Annotated in this window: 4 protein-coding genes and 1 pseudogene; all 5 read right to left on the bottom strand. The window is 37.6% G+C overall.

The annotated features are described in order from the left end of the window. A pseudogene (locus AC5JM2_RS16705) lies at positions 1-629 on the bottom strand (hypothetical protein); the annotation flags it as partial. A gap of 122 nt (positions 630-751) precedes the next feature. Next, entirely contained in the window at positions 752-1,741 is a 990-nt protein-coding gene (locus AC5JM2_RS16700; protein WP_495835985.1) for a protein rep, read from the bottom strand. A 112-nt stretch (positions 1,742-1,853) separates the two neighbouring features. Beyond that, entirely contained in the window at positions 1,854-2,018 is a 165-nt protein-coding gene (locus tag AC5JM2_RS16695) for a hypothetical protein (RefSeq protein WP_495835984.1), read from the bottom strand. A gap of 336 nt (positions 2,019-2,354) precedes the next feature. After that, entirely contained in the window at positions 2,355-2,915 is a 561-nt protein-coding gene (locus AC5JM2_RS16690) for a hypothetical protein (protein ID WP_495835983.1), read from the bottom strand. Positions 2,916-2,973: 58 nt separating this feature from the next. Next, positions 2,974-3,470 (bottom strand): BstA C-terminal domain-containing protein (locus AC5JM2_RS16685; RefSeq protein WP_495835982.1); only part of this gene is annotated, 497 nt, incomplete at its 5' end.

The raw sequence follows: 3,470 nt of genomic DNA, 5'->3' as shown, positions 1-3,470 counted from the left end.
ATTAAAAATTGACCAGTTTCTAAGTTTATATCATCAATTACATAGTTAAGCTTTGTTTCTAATTCACTGAAAAATCTCATCATTTCAAGATAAACACAAAAATAACCAATTTGAAGAGGTTTATCAGTATCACTTAAGGCTATTCCTATCCTCTTATACCAGTAAATACCTCTCGTTTTTGTCTTAGACTCTTCACGAAATTGTTGAGGTATATAACCAGTTTTTGACCAAATAAATAACCTCATGCCTGCTTTTGACATGACACGAAAATTATCTTGCGCTATTTTTTGTCCTTTATATTTACGGGCATCAAAAGCATAATATTCCGTAAAAGCTTGGCAAGCATCGTCTGAAATGATTAACCTGCCCTGTAAATCGTTCGTCTCCAGCCTTAAAGTCATTCCAGCAAAAGGTTTTAGCGATTTTGGAAGATCGTTCGTCTCCAGCCTAGAATGCTTGATTTTCGTTAACCAATTAGATATGGCAGAAGGTGAATCAACAGCAAGCCCACAAAACTCATTCAGCGCCCTTACATTCATTCCACTAACACCATCTGGCTCTCTTGTGTAATAGCCAGTCTCATTACCGTCATCATCGCGCCCTGGGACAAGTTTGTAATCTTCAGACATATAAACAACTATTTTTTACTTAACCACAAAATATGCCTAATGTATTATATGTTACTAGCAATTTTGAAGTTTGTAAAAAACTTACTTGATTAATTATAACTAAATAACCGAGTAACACGCGGTCACTCAACAAGCTTATACTTCTTGTTTTTATGTTTCCACTCAAAATAAAGATGCCCTTCATCAGTCTCACCTTGGCTACTTTCACCAATGAAATCTTCAGGCTCTTGTTCTATCTCGCGCAAATAATCTTTCAAAACTCCACCTGTGGCAATATTTCTTTTTTTATGCATTTGCCGCGTTAACTCTAAAAACCATTCTCGATCAGCAGTTAAATCTGATTCTTTAGTACAGTACTTCAGTAACTCTGGAACTAAGCTAGCTGGGCTAATCCCCTTTTTTATAGCTTGTACATCTAAAACGGGATTGTAGTCAATCCTAAGACTTCGCCGCCACAACTCTACCCATTCTGACTGCTTCATGTAGTTTTTCCCGAAGTAACTAGGTCGTACCATTAGTAAACAATGGAAATGTGGATGAGCAGAGCCATCTTTACCCCTGGTAACTTCAGTAGACTTGATCCACCCGATCGCCGGAAAATCTTTGAGCTTAGTCAAACGCTTGAAAGACTCATGCATCCAGTCTAATGTTGTGCTTAAACCAACGATTGGACAATTCCGAACAGTCAACGTAACAAAGAGCCAGCGATAGGTAGGATACTCAACCACAATTTTTGGAAGAATTTTGTAAGCTTTAGCTTTCCACATAAGCGATCGCCTCCACTGACAAACCGGGCAATGACGAACACGGCAAAAACGCGCACTTCCTAGCTTTAGTTTTAGCAGTCCTTGCGACTCGTCAGGCGTAAGTCGGAAATCTAGAAACTCGGAGCAGAAATGGATGCGATCGCCATAATCCCGAAACTCACTATCCGCGTAATAACCGGACACTTTATCGGCATTAGCTCTATGTTTATCCCAAGGCTTGTCTCTTGCAGATAAATCAGATAAATTAGGAGTAACAGTATTAGACGCCGCATCCGAAGGCTCAATTTCGGGCATGGCGACACGGAACTCGTGGTATAAGTTGACTTTGCAATCCAACTTTATCACGAGTTTTCGTTTTAGTTACCGTTTATCTACCCGAAATCCGCGTGGGGGAAGGGATAAACAGCAGATTTCATCCGCCGTTTATCCCTCATAATTCAAGTGAAGGCGGAACTACTCACGGCCTTGGTGTTAGCAACCCAATATACGCCCCTACAGCCACTTTAGCGAGGTCAGCAAAGGCTGGGCGAGTAGACGGATCGATAACAGCTAAAGTTAAAGAGCCAAGAGCTAGAAGTAGTACAAGAACTCCTAGAAAATCTGCTTTAGTAAAATTTTTCATAGAATTCGTTTTTCAGAAAGTACACGAACTCTAATCTAAAGCACTAACACATCTAATAACCTATGTCAAGAAATTCTTTATTTAGTCATTAAACAATTACCATCTTGGTCAGCATATTCAATAAAGATTTTCTATATGTACTTACAATACGCTGCAAAAATTTACTACCAGTTATTGACCGAGCACTGTTCACAATCTCTCTAAAAAACACATTAACTCGCAGTGCTCAGTCACCGCTTCGCTACAACTGGTTCTATCCCTAGAACCCACATTCAAATAAGCTTAGTAGGGTAAACCGTAATCAAGGTTACGGTTTACCCTACTAAAGCATGGGGACTATGCGTCTACTTGAAAATACGATTCAGTCTCCGGAGAATATTCCCAACCCTTTCCATCTATAGTTTTGGTTTTACTCCATTCAATTAAACTTGTTTTTCGTTTACCATCTCTATAATCACGAATAGTTTTTGGATCGACCCCAAGTCTTTTAGCTAACTCTGTTATGCCTATACTACTAGAAGGTTTTAAAGGCTTCAATAGTTGATTGAAATAATCCGAGTTAATTATTTTTTCAATCAATTCAATCCGCGTAATACGCGATAAAAAAGCCGCTTTATCTACTTTTTGTAGTAACTCTATAGATAAACATATACTATCTATATTCACACTTTCTATCTGAAATATCTTTTCTTGCAATGATTTTATTTCCTGCTTAATACTCAAAATGTCCGTCTTAACTAAATCTTCTAAAAAGTCAGCCTTACTCATTCCTTGAGAATCAGCCCATTCACCTAGCTTATCCCATGCTGTATCAGTAAGACGAATAGTTCTTACTTGACGGATTTCTTCAGATTTAGCAGCAAACTTACCTGACTCTTGACGACCTTGCTCTGTCATAATAACCGAGTAATACGCGATAACTAACCTTATTATAATCGCGTATTACTCGGTTGAGTTACTTGTCTGGTGGTAATGCAAAAATAAGCTTACCAACCAGGGTAAGCTCTAAAGCTTTTCTTACTTTCTCTGGCATTAAGCTTAACGTTTGTCTAATTTGCTCAACACCTTTAGGATCACGTTTTTGCAAATAAGGTAAAAAATAGCTGCCAATCCAGTATTCTTCTAAATAATGATGAAAGATAGATTTGTATTCGTTAGGATACGAATTACATTCTTGTATATTAAACTTGCCGTGGCTTTCTGTAGGATAAACATGGTTGTACTTAACAATTTCATAATAATGACTTCCAGGTGGTCTATATCCAGATTTGTTATTATCTGAAGCGCGAAAGTCTATTGGTAATCCAGAATTCAAAAATCTTCTTCTAGCTTCATAAGCTAGTTCATCTTCTGAACGCAACCACTTATTAAATCCTTTACCAATAGAAATGTCAGGTATTAAAAATTGACCAGTTTCTAAGTTTATATCATCAATTACATAGTTAAGCTTTG

It is taken from the genome of Brasilonema angustatum (assembly GCF_059505445.1).
The sequence above is the reverse complement of the archived record's forward strand: the minus strand, read 5'-3'. Positions and strand labels throughout refer to the sequence as shown.